General features: G+C 38.9%; 16 protein-coding genes and 1 pseudogene. 11 read left to right on the forward strand and 6 right to left on the reverse strand.

What is annotated here, in order from left to right; genetic code table 11:
• Positions 1 to 72 precede the first annotated feature (72 nt).
• From AAEZ22_RS16635 to bcsR, 5 genes and pseudogenes are all read right to left on the reverse strand, one after another.
• A pseudogene (locus AAEZ22_RS16635) lies at positions 73 to 570 on the reverse strand (glycosyl hydrolase family 8); the annotation flags it as partial.
• Positions 571 to 599: 29 nt separating this feature from the next.
• Positions 600 to 2,849 (reverse strand): cellulose biosynthesis cyclic di-GMP-binding regulatory protein BcsB, encoded by a 2,250-nt coding sequence (gene bcsB / locus AAEZ22_RS16640; protein ID WP_352298091.1) that lies wholly within the window; start codon positions 2,847 to 2,849, stop codon positions 600 to 602.
• Positions 2,842 to 5,505, reverse strand: coding sequence for a UDP-forming cellulose synthase catalytic subunit (gene bcsA / locus AAEZ22_RS16645; RefSeq protein ID WP_086998522.1), 2,664 nt, complete (start codon positions 5,503 to 5,505; stop codon positions 2,842 to 2,844). The genes bcsB and bcsA overlap by 8 nt, the downstream gene beginning before the upstream one ends.
• Before the next feature lie 2 nt (positions 5,506 to 5,507).
• Positions 5,508 to 6,221, reverse strand: coding sequence for a cellulose biosynthesis protein BcsQ (gene bcsQ, locus AAEZ22_RS16650; protein ID WP_352298095.1), 714 nt, complete (start codon positions 6,219 to 6,221; stop codon positions 5,508 to 5,510).
• 17 nt (positions 6,222 to 6,238) lie between these two features.
• Positions 6,239 to 6,424, reverse strand: coding sequence for a BcsR/BcsP family cellulose biosynthesis protein (gene bcsR / locus AAEZ22_RS16655; RefSeq protein WP_086998516.1), 186 nt, complete (start codon positions 6,422 to 6,424; stop codon positions 6,239 to 6,241).
• Positions 6,425 to 6,543: 119 nt separating this feature from the next.
• Between bcsR and bcsE the strand changes: the two genes are divergently transcribed.
• The 4 genes from bcsE to AAEZ22_RS16675 all read left to right on the forward strand — a co-directional run bounded on the left by bcsE (position 6,544) and on the right by AAEZ22_RS16675 (position 12,264).
• A complete protein-coding gene (gene bcsE, locus AAEZ22_RS16660; protein WP_352298098.1) occupies positions 6,544 to 8,160 on the forward strand; it encodes a cellulose biosynthesis protein BcsE in 1,617 nt (538 codons plus the stop codon).
• Between the two features lie 176 nt (positions 8,161 to 8,336).
• Complete coding sequence (gene bcsG / locus AAEZ22_RS16665; protein WP_352298101.1) at positions 8,337 to 9,914, forward strand: cellulose biosynthesis protein BcsG; 1,578 nt, start codon at positions 8,337 to 8,339, stop codon at positions 9,912 to 9,914.
• A gap of 128 nt (positions 9,915 to 10,042) precedes the next feature.
• Positions 10,043 to 11,599, forward strand: coding sequence for a transcriptional regulator TyrR (gene tyrR, locus AAEZ22_RS16670; protein WP_011328814.1), 1,557 nt, complete (start codon positions 10,043 to 10,045; stop codon positions 11,597 to 11,599).
• 128 nt (positions 11,600 to 11,727) lie between these two features.
• Entirely contained in the window at positions 11,728 to 12,264 is a 537-nt protein-coding gene (locus AAEZ22_RS16675) for a thioesterase family protein (protein WP_352298104.1), read from the forward strand.
• Between the two features lie 94 nt (positions 12,265 to 12,358).
• Here AAEZ22_RS16675 and AAEZ22_RS16680 read toward each other — a convergent pair whose 3' ends face one another.
• Positions 12,359 to 13,012, reverse strand: coding sequence for an OmpW/AlkL family protein (locus tag AAEZ22_RS16680; protein WP_011328812.1), 654 nt, complete (start codon positions 13,010 to 13,012; stop codon positions 12,359 to 12,361).
• A 242-nt stretch (positions 13,013 to 13,254) separates the two neighbouring features.
• Here AAEZ22_RS16680 and AAEZ22_RS16685 point away from each other — a divergent pair, with 242 nt between their 5' ends.
• From AAEZ22_RS16685 to AAEZ22_RS16715, 7 genes are all read left to right on the forward strand, one after another.
• The gene (locus AAEZ22_RS16685; RefSeq protein WP_011328811.1) at positions 13,255 to 14,673 is read left to right on the forward strand and encodes an MATE family efflux transporter; all 1,419 of its coding nucleotides are present in this window, start codon (positions 13,255 to 13,257) and stop codon (positions 14,671 to 14,673) included.
• Positions 14,674 to 14,723: 50 nt separating this feature from the next.
• Positions 14,724 to 15,644: a 2-hydroxyacid dehydrogenase gene (locus tag AAEZ22_RS16690; protein ID WP_192532602.1), complete on the forward strand. Its 921-nt coding sequence runs from the start codon at positions 14,724 to 14,726 to the stop codon at positions 15,642 to 15,644.
• A gap of 460 nt (positions 15,645 to 16,104) precedes the next feature.
• The gene (locus tag AAEZ22_RS16695) at positions 16,105 to 16,890 is read left to right on the forward strand and encodes an SDR family oxidoreductase (RefSeq protein WP_058373853.1); all 786 of its coding nucleotides are present in this window, start codon (positions 16,105 to 16,107) and stop codon (positions 16,888 to 16,890) included.
• Between the two features lie 9 nt (positions 16,891 to 16,899).
• Entirely contained in the window at positions 16,900 to 17,361 is a 462-nt protein-coding gene (locus tag AAEZ22_RS16700; protein ID WP_352298107.1) for a MaoC family dehydratase, read from the forward strand.
• Between the two features lie 152 nt (positions 17,362 to 17,513).
• Positions 17,514 to 18,530: an AraC family transcriptional regulator gene (locus tag AAEZ22_RS16705; RefSeq protein ID WP_011328806.1), complete on the forward strand. Its 1,017-nt coding sequence runs from the start codon at positions 17,514 to 17,516 to the stop codon at positions 18,528 to 18,530.
• A 130-nt stretch (positions 18,531 to 18,660) separates the two neighbouring features.
• Positions 18,661 to 19,431: a class II aldolase/adducin family protein gene (locus AAEZ22_RS16710; protein ID WP_011328805.1), complete on the forward strand. Its 771-nt coding sequence runs from the start codon at positions 18,661 to 18,663 to the stop codon at positions 19,429 to 19,431.
• 39 nt (positions 19,432 to 19,470) lie between these two features.
• Complete coding sequence (locus tag AAEZ22_RS16715) at positions 19,471 to 20,232, forward strand: TauD/TfdA dioxygenase family protein (RefSeq protein ID WP_352298110.1); 762 nt, start codon at positions 19,471 to 19,473, stop codon at positions 20,230 to 20,232.
• Positions 20,233 to 20,284: the final 52 nt, after the last annotated feature.

A 20,284-nucleotide genomic window follows, 5' to 3' on the forward strand; every position in this document is an offset into this window, starting at 1 on the left:
AAGGGATCACCGCTGTTAAAATTTGCGGTGGAAAGTGAGCTTTAGTGCTTGCTGTCCACCTCAGGGCGTGTTGTTATCAAACTCAAAGCCGCTAGGTGCGGGTAATAAAGATAAACCAAGTCCTTTAATATACGCTGTTTCTTCGCGCATTATACGCTGTGCGAGCACAGCTGCTAAAATACGGTAACGGCGGTCATCCCAAAGTATAGCTGCTTGCGATAAGCTATAAGCAATCCATAAATCAGAGTCAGATGCTGGGTTTGAGTCAAGAATATTACCTACGTTGTTTTTATTAACTCCCCATAGCCATGCAGGTAGGCGAGTACTTAAATCGCCTTCGGCTAAATGCTCTTCAGTCCAGTTTAATACTTTATCAAAAGCGGTTTTATCATTGGCAATTAGCGCAAAAAATAGCGCATAGGATTGCCCTTCAGAAGTGGTAATATTTTGCTCGCTGCCTAAGTCGATTATTCGGCCATCATCACTCATAAAGTGTGTTTTAAACGTTTGCCATTGCTGCCAAGGCGCACATTGTTGTGCGTGGCTTAAAGGAGTAAATAAAATCAGCATAATAAATGCTTTAGTTATAAATAATTTCATTATTTATCTCCTTCAGCTAAACGTTTGTAGGTAAGGGCCTGTAGTAAGCGCCAAATTATAAATGAAATAAGTAACAGGGTTAAAATAGATAAAAAAGCTAGCCAAAATGGATGATCAGATAAATGAAACCAAATTAAAGTATACACAGGTACATACCCCACAAAATACGTATCATCTGCCTTAACAGAGCTTACGCCTTGGCTAGTAATAACGGCAGCGCTGCCTTTAATTTGCGATAACCATTGCGACTCGTTAAATGCAGTATCTAGTAGTGTGTACGCTTTATTAGTACTGGCGGTTAACGACACGATTGAGCGCTCAGAGTCAAATGGCGATTGAAACCCTGCAATAACGGCTAAGTCTCCGCTACTAACTAAGCTTACCTGTACATCTTCTGTTGTATCAGCATCATAGGCGCCATTATAAAAAGCTTGCTTTATAATTCTGTGGTTATTTTTTAAAAGCTTACTGGTGGGCGCGTTCTCATCAATGTCACTCACCGCTGTATTTGCGGCGGTAATAATCATAATATCTTTGTCATCATAATTACTATTATCGTCACTGACTGATTGTATTTCTAAACGGTGTCCAGGGTAGCCTGTGATAGCACCAAAGCGACCGGTTAAATTGAGTAGTAAAGTGATTGCTTCAGGTGTTGGATTATCATCTAAAATAACCAAGGTTTGATGTAAGTCGGCATATTTAGTAAATGGGAAACCGCTATTAGCAAATACATTTAAATCGGGTAGGGCAATGTAATGATGAAACCCACTAACATCAATATTTGAATTACCATCTATTACGCCATACTCCCCTCCTGCAGGTACAACAGAGCATTCTCCCTTTTTAAGTACACCAAAGCGAAAGTCAAAGTTAAGCTCATTTCTAATTGCTAAGTTAATCCCATTTAAGGAAAAATCTTCTGCGTTTTTTGTGGTATCTGTATTACCAATTAAAGGCATAATTGTTTTGGTTTTACTTAGTAATGAATCATTTTTACTGAGTAAAAAACCACTAATAAACTCTTGATTAATTAGCATGTTTAGGCGTGAGTCAAGCATGCTGCTCTCAGGCGTATTTCTATATTGCAGCGTAATTGGGATGCCTTTTTCGCGCCAAGTAAATAAATCGGGTGCAAGGCGTACGTTTAATTTTACCGGGCCATTATTTAAGCCCTGAGCTTGTAATTGTTTTGGGTAGTCAATTAACTCATCAAAATGTACGGGGCGATCGCCTCTTAACCAGCGAGGAGCATCATATGCTTCTCTTAGCGGGAGCTGATTAATAGCCTCTATACTAGCGGTGCGACCAGTCATCAGTTTATGACCAAATGCTAAACCCGTTACTGCAGTTTTTAAATCAGCAGTGTCTTTGCCCACTATAAGTAACATTTTTTTATAGCGATGGAGTGGGTTAGAAATAATTTCAATTGTTGGTTTATCAACATCAGGGTAGTCACGTAAAAAATCAGGCTTAGAGTCGTTAGTGATAAACACCACGCTATGTTCATTAGGTGCTTTATTTTTTAATAACGGAAATTGTGCTCCGCGCCAATCGGCTTGTGCACCAAACCAGCTAGATAAAGTGGCGGCAGCTTCAATGGCTTCTTTGTTTGGCGTTGTCGCAAATATAAATGGCAGGTTTAATTTACTAAAATCTTTACTATCAAAAAAGGGTTCAGGTAAATACTCTAAACGACTATCAATAGCCAGCTCAGTCTGATCAAGAGTAATATTGCTTGATTTACTTATTTCAACCCAAATAGAGCGATTATGGTAATCATGACAGGTCAAGTCGTAATAGCCCACTAACTCAAAACGAATTTGATTAAAGTCTTGTATGTATTTTGAATTGAGTTGAATGTTATGCGTAATTAAGTTTTCAACGGTACTAAGCTGTTTATTAACAGGTAATACTGTGACTAAGTTTTCATTAAAATATACTTTTAAGTGTGAAACATTAGCAAGCAATGATGGCGAGTTAGTATAAGAAAAATTAAGCATTAAGTTTTTGCTTAGTTTATCTATACTGTTGGTAAAATCGACGCGAGAATTATTGTTTACTCCATCTAGTTTATAGTTAGTAAAACCTAAAGCATTAAAATCAAGTTTTAAGCCCGATAAGGCTGCACTTTCGGGGTAACCATTTGCAAAAAGTGATTTATTTGGCATAGGTTCGATAGCAATAACGTGCCACGCCGTACTAGTAAACAGAAGTAGGGTGAGTGTATTAAGCAACTTTTTAATCATAATTATTCTGCACTATCGGTTTTTTGGGAATGAATGAATTTACGTAAATAACTAAATTAGTCATAAACTTAATAATAGGTTGAAGTTGTCTTGGTGCGTGAAACAATATATTAGTAAACCCTCGTAAACTTGTTTTTTTAACTTCTTTAAAGCTATAAGATGGGCGATCATGTTTAAAATTGTTTTGCCAATCTAACCAAGCATCAGCTCTTGAAAAAGTACACTGAATAAACGCCAGTTGCTTTTCTATACTGAGATCTTTGAGTGTAAGACCAAATTGCTTCTCCCGAGTATTAGTTACATAGGTAGTAAACGAAAACTGCTTATTACCTCTGCTCATTAATAGCTCTATTTTATCGTTAACCCTGCATAAATGCGCATGCTCGGTTTCAATACCTACTCCGTTATCAGAGTAGTCGGTAATTTTAACTTTTAAAGTATGTCCATTCGCTAAACGAATACCCGCCGGAAAGTTTGCTTTTACGCGGTGTGAGTTTCTTACTTGACGAGCTTCAGCTGCTACCGCGACGGCAGCACCTAAAATAATAATATTATAGGTGGCCCATGCCATACTAATAATTAGCACTCCAATTTGATTTGGCTCACCAAAAAAGGCTCTTAAAGTACCCACAATAATGCCTAATAAGTTAATCGCGAGTAATACCATATAGGGTTTAGAAATACCCCAATCATAATGCTCTTTATTATTAAGTCCCCCTTTTTCAGTTACATTAAACTTGCCTTTATTTGGGTTAAATAAAGCAACAGTGGTGGGTTTTAATATATACCAAGCCAGTACTGTTTCGTAAACTTCACCCCAAAATGAGTACCTGTATTTACCTTGAATACGTGAGTTAGTCGCTTTTACTTGAATGAGTGTGGGTACAACATAAATAAATATGGCTAAAAATGGTGCGTAGATAATATAAGCGTTGAAATAGATGAGTGCTAAAGGAGCGGTTAAAAATACAATGCGAGGAACCCCAGATAAAAAGTGTAGCATGGCATTTATATAGCACAATCGTTGTGGCAGGTTTAACCCTTTGCCTAATAGCGGGTTATCAAGACGAAATATTTGCGCCATACCACGTGCCCAACGAATTCGTTGGCCAATATGAGCCGATAAACTGTCGGTGGCTAATCCCGCGGCTTGTGGAATATTAATATAAGCTGTTTTATAACCTGCGCGCTGCATTCTTAGTGCTGTGTGCGCGTCTTCAGTTACGGTTTCAAACGCAAAGCCGCCTATATCATCAAGTGCTTGGCGTTTTAATACCGCACACGAGCCACAAAAGAAGGTAGCGTCCCACATATCATTTCCATCTTGAATTAGGCCATAAAACAGCATGTTTTCGTTAGGGACTTGACTGTGGTTATTTAAATTTCTTTCAAAGGGATCGGCTGAAAAAAAGTGATGCGGGGTTTGCACTAAGCATACCTTACTATCTTTTAAAAACTGCCCCATGGTCATTTGTAAAAATGATCGAGCAGGAACGTGGTCGCAATCAAAAATAGCAATGTATTCGCCATCTGTATAGCGCATCGCACTATTCATATTACCCGCTTTGGCATGATTATTATCAGGGCGAGTTAAATAGCCTACGCCAACTTGTTCAGCAAATTGAGCAAACTCAGGGCGTTTGCCATCATCTAATATGTATACATTAAGCTTATCTGCGGGCCAATCAATGCTCATCGCCGCGAGTGTAGTGGGTTTCACTACGCTCAGAGGTTCATTATAGGTTGGAATATAAACGTCTACGGTTGGCCATAGGTCGGTATTTTTAGGCATGGCAATAGGTTTACGCTCAAGCGGGTTAATAGTTTGGAAAAAACCAAGAATTAGTACTAGCCAAGCATAGGTTTCAGCAAGCAATAAGCCCAAACCTAGGAATAAAGCGAGAGGATCATCCCAATTTAGTGTTTCAGTGTACCGCCACCATAAATAGCGCGAGGAGGTAGTGACCGATAGGGTGATCATGATAATAGTCGCCATTTGCCCTTTTACTCGTCTTAGTGAATAGGCTACCAATAAAATAAAACTAATAAATACAGCTTGAGCCTCTAAGCTAAACGGAATAGTGATAAAAATAGCCATTAAAAATAATATAAATGTAATAGCAATATATTTTATAAGTTTATTTTGCCAGATACTCGCATCTGCCATTGTTTTAAAAGCACTTTTTTTTGTTTTTTTAGTGCTTTTAGATAATAAACTTTTTAGTAACTTCCCTAGCTTTAAGTCAATCCAGCGTAGTTGTCTAAATGTATAGTTTACTGACGAGTGAAAATAATGAGTAATAGGCTCTTTTACAGCGCTATTTTTAGGCTCATATTTAAAAAACAATAAAAATAAACTTTGTAATACAAAGCGCAGGCTATTTGAGTAAATAAAGCTACGATAAGGTAACTTTAACTGCGGGTAATATGTACGCAAAGAGTTATGAGTAGTTAATTTATGAGGATTAAACTTTATAAATAATGAGCTAATAAGCGTTATAAAAGGAAATAAAAACGCTTCTACTACATTCATTTTGTGTTGATTAAAATAACTATGAAATTTAAACATCACGAAGCGAGCTAGCTTTTCTGTAAATAAAAGGCGCAAAAATAAATATAAAGTACGATTTAATGGGCGTCTATTTAAGGTACTCATAACTATAACGCTGCCTTGCTGACCAACCAGCCAGCAAGTGTTTCAATGTCGTCATTTGCTACACTATAGGGGGCGCAATTAAATGCAACATTACGATAAGCAGTCGCCTCTTTAACAACTTCATCATGGTTAATAAAGAAAGGGGCTATTAGCGGCAGTGTTGTTTGCCACAGTGCAAACAAATCAAACTCAAGTAATGAAGCTGAATTGTATTTGTTGACTAAAAAGTAGTGTTTCCAGTTATTCTTAGACTTTTTAAGTGCTAGTAAGCGCTTGTGAATTAAGCTGTGGCAAGTTGCATCACAGTTTACTAACTCAACAAAAATATCGTCGTGATTTAAACTGTAATGCGTAATATCTATATGTGAAGGGCAGTCGTATAGCATCCATGTATCAGGAGCAAGGTCTAATTGCTGGCAGCTATTTACTGTATCTATAACATCATCTGTTGTGGCTGAATTATCGCCAAAGGGCAGAAATATAATGCCATTACTATCTTGTTGAAACATTGATAGCGCATCATTAAATGTTTCAGCGTTACTCCAACCAAGAGTTTGTGTCCAAGGTAAACCAAAATGTAAGCTTAAATCACTTTTTGCGTCTAAGTCGATAGCAATAACATCAACATCTGATTTTTTAAGTGCGCATGCGAGGTTGGCTACAATAGATGTGCCTCCTGTACCGCCTTTTATCCCTTTTATGAAAACTCTTTGCACTTTATTAAGCTACCTATTTATTTTGTGGTATTAACTGCACTGTCTATTTCCTTTAATAAAGGATACTTATTTATTGTTTTTATATTTTGTTGTTGATTAACTATTTCGACATAATCGTCACTTTGGCCGCCAAAGCGATGCGATAAGTTTTTAATGTCATTAGATGTTAACGTTTTTGACTCTTTAAAAGCTAAGCTTCTCATTGATAGTTATACTGCTTTGTTAATAGACTTTATTTTTTTAAAGTGGACTTTATTTAGCTATTATATATAGAATAGTGGTTAAAACTAGTGAAAAAGTATTTTAAAATAAGGGTTCTTAATTGCATCAGCTTAACATATCGGGATTAGCGCCTTTTGCTCAAGAGCTAAAAGTAACCTCAAGCTATGCTGTTTTAGCCCCTCAAGACAATATAGTTATCGAATTTGCGTTACAAAGCGTTAACGAAAGTTGTGCATGCAATATATTTATTGCATCTGCGCAGATTGAATCTTTTTTTGAGCTTCCTTCCTCAACTAATTTAATTACAGCTTATGAAAATAACCAGGTGCATTCATTTTCATTTAGCGCACAAAATAAAGATTTTGGTATTAAAGAGTTAGTAAAAAAAATGCTCAGTGAACTAAGTATTTACTCAGAAATAACCGAATCCTTAGTGTTTATTCATTTAAGTACGATGCAATTAGAGTCTATAAAAGAGCCAGAAGTTGAACAGCTGATGGAGTACTTTACGAAGTTTACTAAGCGCACTAATGCAACTTTGTTACTATTAGTTTCTGGGCCTGAAGTTGTTAAGTATCGCTTTTTAATCAGGCGTTTAAATAAATTATTCGATGGCAGTGTTTTTATTGATAATGATGCTGCAATACGTACCATCGACTATGATTACTGGCGCCATAGCACAGGTATATTAGCTAACGAGCAATATCAGTTGGTTTTTAAACACAATAAATTAATAGCAAAGCAAGCTATAGGTAACGAAGTAGAAAAGCCCGGTAGTAAGAACTTTTTTGATGAAGACGATGTGTGGCTTGTACAAAATGCAGTTCCTGAGGGGACTAAGTTGCCAGCACATTATCGCATTGTGGGTGATAATAAAGACTTATATAAAAAAGGCCCCAGGATAGAAGCTGCTACGCTTGTTTTTTCGGTAACCCGATATACTGATCTAAAACAACTAGCAACACATTGTTTTGAATTAAGAAAACACTGTGGTCGTTGGCTAAAGTTAGTAATTCAAAATGTAGATGGTATTATTCGTCATCAAGATGAGTGTTTATTTTTAACTCTTGGAGTAAACCTTATTTTATATAGTTTTTCTGAGCCGTCACGATTATTATCGCAAATTCAGTCAATTCAAGGTTTTCAATTTTCCAGGCCCTTACCGCCTTCTGTTGAGCATGTACTGCAGTACACAGAAAATACTTTTTCGAAGGGATATTTACCTTTTATAGAATTTACTCGCCAGGTTGAAATACACAGCAACTCCGCGGTTAATTTAGGAGTGAGTGGTGTGTTAGTCAAATTAGAGCTATTACCAAGAATAGACCCTATACATCCGCTGCATTTATTTCACATAAAGCGCGAAGGGGATGTGTTAAGTGTTGCTGAAAATACAATTTATTTATATTTACACGCGTGTAGAGAAAATGATGTAGATAATGCGATTAAACATTTATTTAAATTAGAAATTAGTGACTTTTTTGTACAGCAAAACCTGATATCGGAGCATTTTTATATTCAACAAGAATGTAAGCAACTTAGGCGTTATTATAAAGACAAAAATGTAATTGATTACTCTAAACAATTAACTGAAAACAACAGTTATGAGTTTGCCCCAAGTTTTATTAATAATTCAGCTATTGATATAGACAGCCCCGAACTTGTTATTACAGAGCGCGCAGATGCAACGCCTATTGTAATGAAGCTAAGGATATAAATTATGAGTATGAATCAATTTATTATTACGACCTTATTGGCAATGTTGCTCGGTGGTATATTGTGCCTAGCGGGTTCGTTTATATTATCTAAATTAAAAACATACTATCTACAGCTCACTTTTAAACACCAAGTTTTAGAGCCGTACATGTTTAAAAAAAATGAAAAGGACAAACCGTGAAGTTATCGGGTTTAGGTATTTGGAATCTCTATTTTTTAGTAAAGTTTGTACTTTTTTATTATGGTGCCATAAAATTTGATTTTTTAAGTAATGCTGCTTTAGCTGCCTTATTTGCACTTACCTTTAGTAATTCACAAGTAGATAAGCTAAAGCACTTTATTGGCGCGGTGTTTGCGATTGTATTGCTTTATAAAGATTCATGGTTACCTCCAATTGATAGATTAACCAAACAAGCGGGAAATATTCAAGATTTTAGTTTAGGTTATTTTGTTGAGTTGTTTGGCCGCATAGTTAATTACGATATGCTGTTGGGCTTATTTATTATTGTTATTTGTTTTTGGTATACCTCGCAGTGGATCCGCTTTACTACAGTAACAATAGCTGGATTAATTTTTATAGGTTACCAGGGGGCGTTAAAGCCAAATGATATGGCAGTGTCGGTGCAAAATTCGCCTAATCAAGAGCAAGAGTTTAGTAATACTGCTGTAGTTACCCAAAAGCTAGATTCAGCAGATCAGCAATTAAATGATTTTTATAAGCAGCAGAGCCAATTAGTTAGCTACTTTCCAGATGAGTATAACGGCACGCAATTTGACGTTGTTGTTTTAAATATATGCTCCCTAGCTATTGCAGACTTAAACGCTATAGGCGTTAGTTTAGATGATGTTTATAGTGATTTTGATATTGTTTTTTCTGATTTTAATTCAGCTACGTCCTACAGTGGTCCTGCCGCCATTAGGTTACTACGGGCAAGTTGTGGGCAAACAAGCCAACCAGCACTATTTGATGATGCGCCAGAGCAATGTCACTTATTTAATAACCTAGAAAAGCTAGGATACGACAGTCATTTAGTTATGAATCATGATGGCCATTTTGACGGCTTTAAAGATTTAGTGAAAAAACAAGGTAAGCTAAATAGCCCACTATTTGATACCACATCATTACCTGTTGCGCAGTATAGCTTTGACAGTAAACCTATTTATTCAGACGAGGCGGTGCTAAATAGTTGGCTTGAAGAGCAAGGCGATAGCTGCGCACCATGCGCTATGTATTACAATACGATTAGCTTGCACGATGGCAATCAACTGGCTAATAGCAGGCGCATGAATAGTAATGAAAGTTATCCTGTTAGACAACAAAATTTATTTTCAGATATTAATCAGTTTATTAAAAACTTAGAAAAACGCGGCCGCAACGTGATGCTAATGTTAGTGCCAGAGCATGGCGCTGCACTGCAAGGCGACAAAGTACAATTTGCAGGGCTGCGCGAAATACCAAGCCCTTCAATAGTAACAGTGCCAGCGGCAATTAAGTTTATAGGTCCTGACTTGCCTCGTATGTCGCAAATAACAGTGGCAAATACAAGCAGCTACTTTGCTCTATCTGAGCTGATAACTAAGGTGATGAAGAGTAATTACTTTGCAGGGAAAAGTAATAATATGGCAGAATTAGTGAGCCAGTTACCCACTTCGCAAAAAGTAGCAGAAAATGCCGGAACAATAATGATGTATGTTAATAAACGTCCATATATTCAATTGGATGGCGGTGAGTGGACTTTATATCCCCGAGGGTGAGTTATTTTTTATATTTAGCTCAAGCAAAAAAAACGCATATATGTCCAAATTTGTTTACATTAAACTATCCAGCTGATCAGAGTTAGCGTATTATTCAGCGCAAATAGTTTCCCCTTATTTGAGGCTGTATGCGTTTAGATATTCATTGTGCGGATCGAGTTGGTATTGCTCAAGAAATCCTTAATATTTTAGTTAACTATAATGTTGATTTAAAAGGGATTGAAGTCGACTCAGTTAATTGTCGTATGTATGTTAGCTTTCCTGAAATAGAATTTGAGCAGTTTCAAAAAATCATGCCATCAATTCGCTTAATTGATGGTGTGCATGATGTACGCACCACGGCATTTTTACCCTCAGAGCGTGAACATAACGAATTAAATACGCTACTAAGAGCACTACCCGATGGCGTTATTTCTATAGATGCCAAAGGTTGGGTGCGTTTATGTAATGACGCAGCGTGCAAAGATTTACAACTAACAGAAAAAGAAGTTATTGGTGCCAATATTAATAACTTACTTAAAGGTTTTAATTTTACTCGCTGGCTTGAGGGTAAAGAAGTACTTGGCCAAACTACGCGCGTAGAAGTGGCAGGTGAAGATTTTATTGCGGATATTTTACCCATTGCTGTTCCGCAAAGTAACGAAGGCGATGTGCTAGCCGGGGCGGTAATAAATATTAAATCGCAAAGTCGCTTAGGCCAACAAGTAAGTGCTTTTAGACGCTATGGACAAGAGAGCTTTGCTACTATTCATAACTTTAGCACTGCAATGCGCCGAGTAGTGCGTGAAGCACGCAAAATGGCGCAGTTAGAGGCGCCTATTTTAATTACTGGTGAAACCGGTACTGGTAAAGAGTTACTTGCACGTGCATGTCATTACGCTTCTAATCGCTCTGTTAAGCCTTTTATTGCTTTGTCGTGTGCTTCGCTACCCGATGATGTGGCCGAATCTGAATTATTTGGTTATGCCGGTTACGAAGAAAACGCCGCGCCAAAACGTGGCGTACTTGAACAAGCCGATGGCGGTACTGTATTTTTGGATGAAGTGGGCGAAATGTCTACTCAATTACAAACCAAGTTACTGCGCTTTTTACAAGATGGCACATTTAGAAAAGTAGGCGATGAAAACGAAGTAAAAGTTAATGTACGTATTGTTGCTGCCACTCAAAAAGACTTGCCTGCTATGGTGCAAGAAGGTGTTTTTAGAGAAGACTTATATTACCGTATTAACGTTTTAACGCTAGAAATAGCACCACTGAGAGATCGCAAAGCCGATGTGGGGCCGCTTGCTGAGCACTTTATTCAAAAGTACGCACAGCAAAATGGTCATGACGTGCCGTTGTTATCACAAGAGTGTTTAAGCTTTTTACAAGATTATCCGTGGCCGGGTAATGTGCGCCAATTAGAAAACGCAATTTACCGTGCTGTGTCTTTGTTAGATGACAGTGAATTACGCGTTGAGCATTTACAGCTCCCTACATTTACCCATGATTTAGGGTATTTAGAATCAGATTTTGAAGGCTCACTTGATCAAGCAGTTAAACGCTTTGAAGCTACGTTATTACGTAAGCTATATCCTGCTTATCCTAGCTCACGCCAACTAGCAAAGCGCCTTGGTTTAAGCCACACCGCGGTGGCAAACAAGTTACGTGATTATGGTATTAATCGTAAAACAGTAAAAGTTTAGTAACGCAAAGTAATAACTATAAGCTTAAACGTGCGCGGGTAGCTTATAGTTATTTACTTTAATAAAGTAAACTTTGGCTAAACGCGTGTGATACACTTAATTTAACTTTAACTGGTAAGACCTCTACCGTGAACTTATACATTCGACTTATTTTATTGTTTTTTAAAATTAAACGTAACCATGACTATCAACACTTACTTGATACGGTAGATATTGATTACAAAGCCCTACCTACAGATTGCGATATAAACTTACATTTAACTAATTCACGTTACTTGGCTATGATGGATTTATCGCGCACTTGGATGACAGAGCGGGTGGGTTTATTAAAGCACATATTAAAACGTCGTTGGTTTCCAATTGTAAACGCGACTGCTATTACTTATATTCGCGATATAAAACCTATGCAGCGTTATAAAATTAGCACCCGTTTAGTGGGCTGGGATCATAAGTACTTTTATATAGAGCAAAAATTTCACTCTCAGCGTGGCTTACACGCAATTGCTTATGTGCGCGGCGTATTTAAAAGTAAAAAGGGCATAATTAGCATTGAAGAAATGCTGGAAGTAGCTGACTTTAAAGGTGTAGCCCCTATTTTACCAAGTGAAGTAATGCACTGGAAAGAAATGTTAGAGCAGAAAAAAGTAACTAATTTACCACGATAATAATAGTTAACCTGAGCTCTGGTTAGTTATGAGTAATAATCAATAGTTGAAAAAAAAGGCCTTACGGCCTTTTTAACACACATGCTTATTACTATTAAAAGCTGTATTTAACCCCAAACATCGCCACAATTGGGTCAATTTTAACGGTTGACGTTAATGCTTGAGCGCCATCGGCATAGACAGTTGCATCAGTTTCAATATCCATAATTGAAACCATAGCGTGTAGGCCCCATTTTTCATCTATTTTATAGTTAGCACCCACTTGCGCTACAAAGCCAAACGAATCATCAAGTTTAACTTCTACATCATCTGTTCCAAGTACTGTTTTTAGTGCTTGAGAAGGTTGCTCATCAAAGAAAGTTGTATAGTTAACACCTACACCAACAAAAGGGCGAAACGCGTAGCTTGAATCTAAAAAGTGATATTGCGCTACTAACGAAGGAGGTAAATGCTTAATGTTAGCTATTTTATTGCCCGCTAAACCACCCGCGCCATTTATATCATGTGAAAACGGTGTAGCTGCAATTAACTCTAACACCCATTGCTCATTAAAAGCATAATCAACAGTAATACCTAACTGAGTATCTGAACCCGGATTAAGTCCTAGGGCAGAATTTTCGTTAATTGGTGAGCTAGTACTATCAGGGTTTACGTTTATAGCACCCACGTTTACGCTAAAGTTAGCGTGTGCAGCAGGAGAGAGTGCTAATAAAGAGGTGAGTAATGCAATGCTTAATTTAGTTTTCATGTTGTTCTCCAAGAACTACTTTGTGATTGCCGCTATTATTATTCATTAACACAAACAATAACTTGTTTTAGATCAAGGTTTCAGAAATGTTTGAAGTTAGCAAAATCATTTATTGATTTAGATTAAGTTTCTCCACAGTACATAACAAAAGCTATTGACTTATTTAGGTAATATTCAGAATAAAATCAGCCAAGTTTGTTAAACTTATCTTTATGTCTTCTTTTCAATATTAAGCAGGTTAAATGAACGCTACCCAGCAGCTGTTTCTTCATGGTTCAATTTCTAAAGCGCTGCTTAAGTTAGGTATTCCTATAATTTTAATCAATGTTTTACAGTCGGCGTATCAACTCACTGACGCTTTTTGGGTGGGGCGTTTAGGGGCTGCGCAAGTTGCTGCTGTGTCTATTAGTATGCCTGTTACTTTTTTAGTCATTGCCATAGGTGCAGGGTTGGCGATGGCGGGGGCTATTTTATCGGCGCAATATATGGGAGCAGGGCAGCAAGACAAAGTAAATCATGTTGCCGCGCAAACTATGTTAATGGTGACGCTAACAGCCATAGTGCTGGGGGGCATAGGTTATATGCTATCGCCTTATTTTTTAACCCTTTTAGGGGTAGAAGACGCTGTTTATGGCGATGCACTTAAGTTTATGCATGTATCGTTTATTGGGGTTATTTTTGTATTTATTTATGCCATGTTCCAATCGTTAATGCGTGGTATTGGCCAAACAAAAGTACCGCTAATTATTGTGAGCGTGACCGTATTGCTTAATTTTGTACTCGATCCGTTATTTATTTTTGGCTATGGCAGTTTTCAAGGCTTAGGGGTAATGGGAGCTGCACTGGCAACTTTAGTAACGCAGAGCTTAGCTGCACTTGCTGGGGTAATTATATTTTTACGCGGCCGTCATGGTATTCAATTACAGCTAAAAAGTTTTTACCCCGATTGGCAATATATAAAACAAGCCTTCTTTTTAGGCGCTCCGGGTTCAATTGAATTGTCGGCTCGTGCTTTTGGTTTAATTATCATGTCTTTTTTAGTGGCAAGTTTTGGCACGCAAACGATTGCATCTTACGGTGTTGGCTCCAATGTTTTACAAATGGTGATGATCCCAGCAATGGGTTTGTCGATGGCTGTGTCTACATTAGTGGGGCAAAATATGGGCGCAGGAAACCCCAAACGCGCTGCGCAAATAACTCAGCTTGCTAGTTTATGGGGCTTACTAGGCCTGTCGTTTGTGGGAGGGGTAGCCTATTATTTTGCCGAGCATTTAGTTGCATTTTTTATTCCCGATGATGGGGCTGTAATCGCTAAAGGCGCAAAATTTATTCGCATAATGTGTTTAACTTGGGGGGGAATTGGTGTACAACTTTGTGTCGTGGCTGCTTTTAGGGCATCAGGCAATATGCTTAATGCTATGTTAGTTGCCCTGTTATCACAGGGGGTTGTACAGTTTCCTGCGGCGTATATTTTATCTAAACATACGCAATTAGGAGATCACGGTATTTGGTATTCATTTGCCATTACCAACGTAGTTATTGCGCTTATTACCTATGCGTGGTTTGCTCAAGGTTCGTGGCAAAAAACTATTTTAACCAAAGAAGACAAAGACATAGCAAAAATTAGCCAAGAAGCTTTCATCGAAGAAGGCAGTCACTAAACATTGCGGTGGGGTTTGCTGCCGTATAATTAATTTTATAAGGAATAACTATGTCTGTTTTGGTTGCTATAGGGGATCGTGATAATTCTAAGCTGGTGTCGCAGTTACAAGCACGCTTACCTAATATACACATTGAGCAATACTCACAGTGTGAAGATTTCAGTAAAGTTGAGTTTGTATTAGCCTGGTATGCACCAAAAGAACTATGGGCACAATTACCTAATTTAAAAGTGGTGTCGTCGTTTGGTGCTGGGGTTGATAGCATTGATTTAGACTTGCTGCCAGAGCATGTTGAAGTAGTGCGTATTGTTGACTCCCAATTAGAAGTAGATATGGCCGAGTATGTACTTACTCACGTATTGGCGCAAAAACTACAATTAAAAGAATATTATCAAAAACAAGCCGCAACGCAATGGAAACCAAATAGGGTATTAAGTCACAACAAAGTGGCTATTTTAGGCTTTGGTCAATTAGGCAGAGCTTGTGCGCAAAGACTCGTTGATAATGGCTTTAGCGTGAGCGCGTGGGCACAAAGCCATAAAGACGTGAATAACGTGACCATGTATTATGGAGAACATGGGCTAAACGAAATGCTGCCTAATACAGATTATTTAGTGTGCTTATTACCGCTGACCGAAAACACGGCCGGAATTATTAACAAAGATTTATTGGCTAAATTACCCGCCCATGCAGTATTAGTAAATGCGGCACGCGGCCAGCACGTAATAGAAGCTGATTTATTACAGGCACTTAATAGTGACCGTTTACGCGCCGCCACGCTTGATGCATTCGATCAAGAGCCATTACCAAGTGAGCATCCATATTGGCTGCATCCTAAAATAACCATAACACCACATTGCGCTGCATTATCAGATGTTAACTGCGTTATTGAACAAATTGAAGTGAGTATTCAATGCTTAACTAATGGCACACCACTTAAAAACCGGGTTGATAGAACCAAAGGCTATTAGCCACAAAGAAAATGATTTGATAAACATCTTGTTAACAGGTGTAATTTTTATTATTGTATGAAACTTATTCTTACTAATAAAAATAATATCGAGAATACTATGAAGTCTAATCAGGGCGGCGTTAAATTAAGTTTAGTGGTTATATCTATTATAATTTTAGGAGTATCGGCATGGTTTAACCAAGCCCATGCTAGCGAGCTTGCGCTAATACTCTATTAAAACAAAACCTATGCTGAGTTTTTATCAAACCTAGCATAGGTTTTTTGCTATAAGCACTAAAATTATCTCCTTAATTAGTTATCTAATTTAAGTCCTCAGTATGCTGCTTGTTGTATCACACCACAATTTCATTCTTTATATTGCTAATAGTTATCGGGTTAGTCCAGATTGACGATGATAGTTGCTCAGCGTCAGCCTTATGCTGGGTGCTAAATTAATAAGCACGACATCGGAGATAAGAATGACGACAGCACCTAAGTACGTAGAAGGGCATAACCTGTTACGCGGGAAATCGGTTTTAGTAACGGCCGCCGCAGGCGCGGGCATTGGCTTTTCAGCCGCATTACGTGCAGCCGAAGAAGGGTGCCGGGCATTAATGATATCTGACATTCATCCACGTCGTTTAGATGAAGCTGTAGCTAATATAAAAGCGCAAACAGGTTTGCAACAGGTGTTTGGCCAATTGTGCGACGTAAGCCAAGAAGAACAGGTTCAGGTATTGATCAATGCAGCAGAGGATAAACTCGCCGGTGTTGATGTGCTTATTAATAATGCTGGCCTAGGTGGTCAAACCGCAGTGGTAGATATGAGCGACGAGCAGTGGAGTAAGGTGATGGACATTACTCTTACCGGTACATTTCGTATGACCCGTGCAATGCTGCCATTTATGCAACAACGCAAGGCGGGTGTAATCATTAATAATGCCTCAGTATTGGGTTGGCGAGCACAAAAAGAGCAAGCACATTACGCCGCTGCTAAAGCCGGTGTTATGGCATTTACTCGCTGCTCGGCATTAGAAGCTGCTGAGCATGGAGTGCGAATTAACGCGGTATCGCCATCAATCGCTTTACATGAATTTCTTAAAAAAGCCTCAAGTGCCGACGTACTTGAGCAATTAGCCTCAAAAGAAGCCTTTGGTCGTGCTGCCGAAGTATGGGAAATCGCCAACGTGATGATGTTTTTAGCCAGCGATTACTCGTCTTACATGACGGGCGAAGTTGTGTCTGTTAGTTCACAGCGTGCTTAGGGGGGCAAAATGGCAAATAAAATAATTACTAGCAAAGCGCAATTACTCGCTTCAACCGGACTTGATTTAGGCGTAAGCGACTGGATTGCAGTCGAGCAAAGCCGTATTGATATGTTTGCCGAGGCAACGGGAGATCATCAATGGATCCATGTCGATCCTATTAAGGCTGCAGAAGGCCCATTTGGCGCATGTATTGCGCATGGTTATTTAACCCTGTCATTAGTTAATTATTTTTTACCTCAGTTGGTAGATGTGCAAAATATAAGCATGGGAGTTAATTATGGCTGCGATAAAGTACGTTTTCCTAATGTGGTTAAAGCGGGCAGTAAAGTACGCGGCACAGGGCAAATAATTAGTGTGGAAGAAGTTAAAGGCAGTGTGCAAGTGATCACGCGAGTAACCATTGAAGTGGCAGAGCAACAAAGGCCAGCCTGCGTGGTAGATACCATTAGCCGTTATTCGTTTGTCTAAATGTTTTGGTTAAGCACGACTAAAGCATAACACTTAAACAGCTAGCGGTTATGTTACAAATAATAGTATTAAATTGCTTAATATAAGAGTGCAATTTAAGAATAACGGTTATTGATAAAAGGTTGGATTTAATTACACAAACGAGGGGTAACATGGTCAATACTGATACGCGTTATATTATTTGGTTGCTGGATTTTTTATCTAGCTTGGGAATGGATACCAACACCATTGCTGCCAACAATGGTATCAGTCGCAGTGAGCTCCACAAACCTAATGTGCTCATTAATGCTAAACAGCATCGAGGTTTACTAACTGATGCACAGCAGTGTTATGAGGGCAGCGATCTTGGACTCATATTAGGTTTAAAACGCTCTATTGCTACCCACGACCAACTTGCATATTTAATGATGAGCAGCGCGACGCTGCGCGATGCCAGCCATATTGGGCTTAAATATCAAAATTACTCAGGCCGCTTTTCTGGTAATTTAGTAGTGACCTCCTTTAGTGAAATTCAAGCCGAAGGCTGTTATCAAATTGACGCTAAAACTGAGCTGGGTGAATTGCGTGTATTAGCAATAGAAGATTTACTTGCCAATATAGTCACGACTTGTCGTTGGGTGCTTGGTCAAGCATTGCCTATTACTAAACTACGTTGTAATTATCCGGCGCCAGTTCATGCTGAGCGTTACCAAGCCATTTTTAATTGCCCCGTCGAATTTGATGCCCCAGTAACCCAGCTATTTTTTGATGCTGCGATTTTGGATCAACCACTCCCGCAGTCGAGCCCTGAAAGTGTCAACTTCTATAAAAAACTGTGCGAAGAAAAAAGCATTACTCGAAATCATGGCGACATAGCATGGCGCTTGTCGCAAATTATTGTTGAAGATCCTGCCAGTCCTCCATCGCTGCACGATGCAGCACTAAAGCTGCATTGTAGTTGCCGTACCTTGAGCCGTAAGTTATTGGCGCAAGGTTGGCGCTATCAACAATTAATCGATCAAGTACGAGAGATACATGCGCGGCGACATTTGAGCGATCCTACGTTATCAATCACTCGCATTGGTCAGCAACTTGGGTATGCCGATAGTTCGGGGTTTCATCGCGCTTTTAAAAAATGGACTGGGTTGTCGCCAAGTGCTTTTCGCCATGCGTTATTTGCGGTGCGCTAATCGCTAGTTAATGGCTAGATCGGATAACAACTTGGCGCAATGAGACAAGCTTTATTAACCACTCAGACCTATTATTTTAACCATGATTTAACATGTTTATTTTGCACAGCAACAGGAAGGTATAATAATAATGAAAAAATATGATGGCCTTAATCAATCAATGCTAGAGCGCTTTGCAACTCGTCCGGGTCGCAAAGAATTATTACCAGAGTTAAGCGAAAAAGCGCAAGTTGCGCTTATGTGTCGCATGCTTATTCGTGAAGGATGGGATGAGCATATTGCAGGGCATATTACTTACCGATTAGAAAACGGTAATATTTTAACTAATCCATGGGAGCTCGCTTGGGGGGAGTTAACCGCCAGCGATATCGTTACGCTAGACCCAAAGGGGAATGTGCTTGATAGTGATTGGAATGTGACCCCAGCGATAGGTTTGCATTTACAGCTGCACGCAATGCGACCTGATGTACATGTTGTTATTCACAATCATCCGCATTGGAGTGGTATTTGGGCTTGTATGCAAAAAGTGCCGCCAGTATATGACCAAGCAAGTGCTTATTGTGGTGTTGAATTACCACTTTATGATGAATATGAAGGCACCTTTGAAAACGAAGCAACTAGCTTATCAGCAGTTGAAGCGCTCGGTGATGCTAAGTGGGCATTACTGGCAAACCACGGCTCGTTAGTGGTGGGTAAAAATCTGCGCCAAGCACACCTAAGAGCAATTACTTTAGAGTGGCGCAGTAAACGCGCGTATGAAGTGGAATTAGCAGGTGGCGGACGACCATTAAGTGATGAAGAAGTTAAAAAAGTGTCTATTGCTGACGACAACGGTTTCCCTTTTGTTTGGGAAGCAATGGCGCGTAAAGAATTACGCCTAGATCCAGGTTTAGTCGACTAAATTTGTCGGATTCACTTAGCTAAGTAGAAGGAATAAAAAATGAAGCTTACAGTAACTCCGCTTGATAATGTTGGCGTAGAAGTGTCGGGTTTCGATATTAACGAGCCACTTACCGATGAAATAAAAGCTGAACTAAAAGCACTATGGTACGAACACGCTATTTTAGTGTTTCGTGATCAGGATATTAGCCCTGAAAAGCAAATTGAGTTTAGTCGCATTTTTGGCCCGTTAGAATTACATCCGTTAAAAGTTACCACCAGTGATAAATATCCAGAGTTATTTGTGCTACAAAATGGTGGCCCTATGGATAAGTTTCAAACTGCTTTTTATAAAGGCGAAGAAATTGTGGGTCGGTTAGATTGGCACATGGATTTGCATTATACAGCGCGTCCAAATCATGGTGCATTGTTGCGCGCTGTGGTGGTGGCAGCAGAAGATGGCATGACCGGCTTTGGCGATTTAGCAAAAGCGTACGATGCACTCGACGACGACACTAAAGCTTTAATTGAACAGCTAGAAGTGGTTTACAGCTTTAGTATGCAGCGCCGTCATATGCGTTACGTTAACCTAGATGGTTATGAGCCTGGCCCTAACAGCCCAACAAAACCAACCGACATTGGCTTTCCTGACTTTTCAGACGCTGCTTACCCTATGGTAGTTACACACCCGATCAGTGGCCGTAAAGTACTTGAGGTGGTAGAGCAGTTTTTAGATAGAGTTGTTACTCCACAGCAATTTGGTTTATCGAATGATGAATCTATAGAGCTACTTGAGCGACTTATAGTTACTCCGTTCCATTAATTAATGTATTTACCTATCTCATTAATACATGGAATATGCTTCTGTTGATCAC

Source organism: Pseudoalteromonas sp. 20-MNA-CIBAN-0454, from assembly GCF_040308685.1.
Lineage (GTDB): Bacteria > Pseudomonadota > Gammaproteobacteria > Enterobacterales > Alteromonadaceae > Pseudoalteromonas > Pseudoalteromonas nigrifaciens.

What these genes read in the sequence shown, in the direction of transcription:
- AAEZ22_RS16690 (WP_192532602.1), top strand. Translation starts at nt 14,724, where the DNA reads ATGTCTGTTTTGGTTGCTATAGGGGATCGTGATAATTCTAAGCTGGTG.
- AAEZ22_RS16700 (WP_352298107.1), top strand. Translation starts at nt 16,900, where the DNA reads ATGGCAAATAAAATAATTACTAGCAAAGCGCAATTACTCGCTTCAACC.
- bcsR (WP_086998516.1), bottom strand. Translation starts at nt 6,424, where the DNA reads ATGAGAAGCTTAGCTTTTAAAGAGTCAAAAACGTTAACATCTAATGAC.
- AAEZ22_RS16680 (WP_011328812.1), bottom strand. Translation starts at nt 13,012, where the DNA reads ATGAAAACTAAATTAAGCATTGCATTACTCACCTCTTTATTAGCACTC.
- bcsA (WP_086998522.1), bottom strand. Translation starts at nt 5,505, where the DNA reads ATGAGTACCTTAAATAGACGCCCATTAAATCGTACTTTATATTTATTT.
- AAEZ22_RS16710 (WP_011328805.1), top strand. Translation starts at nt 18,661, where the DNA reads ATGAAAAAATATGATGGCCTTAATCAATCAATGCTAGAGCGCTTTGCA.
- AAEZ22_RS16715 (WP_352298110.1), top strand. Translation starts at nt 19,471, where the DNA reads ATGAAGCTTACAGTAACTCCGCTTGATAATGTTGGCGTAGAAGTGTCG.
- AAEZ22_RS16685 (WP_011328811.1), top strand. Translation starts at nt 13,255, where the DNA reads ATGAACGCTACCCAGCAGCTGTTTCTTCATGGTTCAATTTCTAAAGCG.
- bcsB (WP_352298091.1), bottom strand. Translation starts at nt 2,849, where the DNA reads ATGATTAAAAAGTTGCTTAATACACTCACCCTACTTCTGTTTACTAGT.
- AAEZ22_RS16695 (WP_058373853.1), top strand. Translation starts at nt 16,105, where the DNA reads ATGACGACAGCACCTAAGTACGTAGAAGGGCATAACCTGTTACGCGGG.
- AAEZ22_RS16705 (WP_011328806.1), top strand. Translation starts at nt 17,514, where the DNA reads ATGGTCAATACTGATACGCGTTATATTATTTGGTTGCTGGATTTTTTA.
- tyrR (WP_011328814.1), top strand. Translation starts at nt 10,043, where the DNA reads ATGCGTTTAGATATTCATTGTGCGGATCGAGTTGGTATTGCTCAAGAA.